A 1,377-nucleotide genomic window follows, 5' to 3' on the forward strand; every position below is an offset into this window, starting at 1 on the left:
TGTGCTTCGTTCAGATTTACGTATTGCTAAAATTTATTATTTTCAAAATAAAATGGTTTGATTTGGTTTTGCTTTTAAAAATTAATTATAAATTGATTGTTTTGCTTTCTAATATCGCCCTTTTTTTTCGCCTCCCAAAATTTTCCAATTTATCAATCATAATCATTTTGAAAGAATTTCTATGTTTGGCACTTCTCCTTTTATGGACAGTTTTTGTTTTTGTGTATCTTTATTGTTTTTCATTTTTCTTACGCAAATATCAAGTTTTAAATATGGTATTTTATTTTTGCTGTTATTTTCCCTTGTTTATTGTTTGAAAAAGCTACCATGATACTTTTGTTGAACCTATTTTTAAAAAGATATCTTAGTTTAGATATTTCTGAAAACATTTATGATTGTTTATTAAATTTTATTCTAACTAGTATCATCATCATCAAAAGCTCCTTATTTAAGAGTTGCTTTTAATATTGAATTAACATTGGAACATCAAACGAAAAAACTTTTTATGGTGGAGATAATACCCAAAAAGAAATTATTAAAACTGCTAGAACTTGCTTCTCGTAAAATAGGAGCCTTAATTACGATTGAAAAAAATAATGCTTTTGGAACAATACGCTCAAAAAGCTATCTTAATTGATGGTATTGTTTCTAAAGAAATTGTTATTAAACATCTTTGCTCTCAACACACCTTTTACACGATGGAGCAGTTATTATTAGAGGAGATAAAATTTTGTGCGCTAGTGCCTATTTTACCTTGTCTTCATCAGCTGATTCCTTAGACAAAAAAAACTGGTTCGCGTCACCGTTCAGCTTTAGGGATTAGCGAAACTACAGATAGTATGACAATTGTTGTCTCTGAGGAAACAGGGAAATATTTCTATTGCTTTAGAAGGGATGATGTTTCAAACTAACAAACAAGAAAAACTTAAAGAATATTTAGCTATTTTTATGAATTAATTAAAATAAAAAATTCTTCAAAATAAAAAATAAATAAAATACAACCCTCTATATTTTATAAAATAAAACAATCCCAACTAACCTTTAACCCCCAACCAAATATACCAATCAAAGACGAAAAGGAAACAAATAAATGAATAAACGAAAAATTAGGCATGGTAGTTGATTCTACTTGCGGAATAATTATGGCAAAAACTTTTTTGAAGATATTTCAGTAGTGCCTTAACATTAATTGTTGGAGAAACTAGCTATATTGATGGTGCCATTGACAATACCACTTTACTAAATTCTTATTGAAAACAAACAAAGTAACTACCAGCCAACTCCAATCCAGAGCTTTTTATTAAAGCTTTCAAGGAACAATTTGACTTAGGATATAAACACGTTATTTGTTTAACTTTATCCAGTAAAACTAAGTGG

Annotated in this window: 1 protein-coding gene; it reads left to right on the forward strand. The window is 28.1% G+C overall.

Going from position 1 to position 1,377, the window contains the following annotated elements:
• Nucleotides 1–584 precede the first annotated feature (584 nt).
• On the forward strand, nucleotides 585–779 hold the full coding sequence (locus ACEW7V_RS01295; RefSeq protein WP_374695631.1) for a hypothetical protein: 195 nt from the start codon (nucleotides 585–587) through the stop codon (nucleotides 777–779).
• Nucleotides 780–1,377 lie beyond the last annotated feature (598 nt).

The sequence above is a fragment of the Areca yellow leaf disease phytoplasma genome (genome assembly GCF_041920595.1).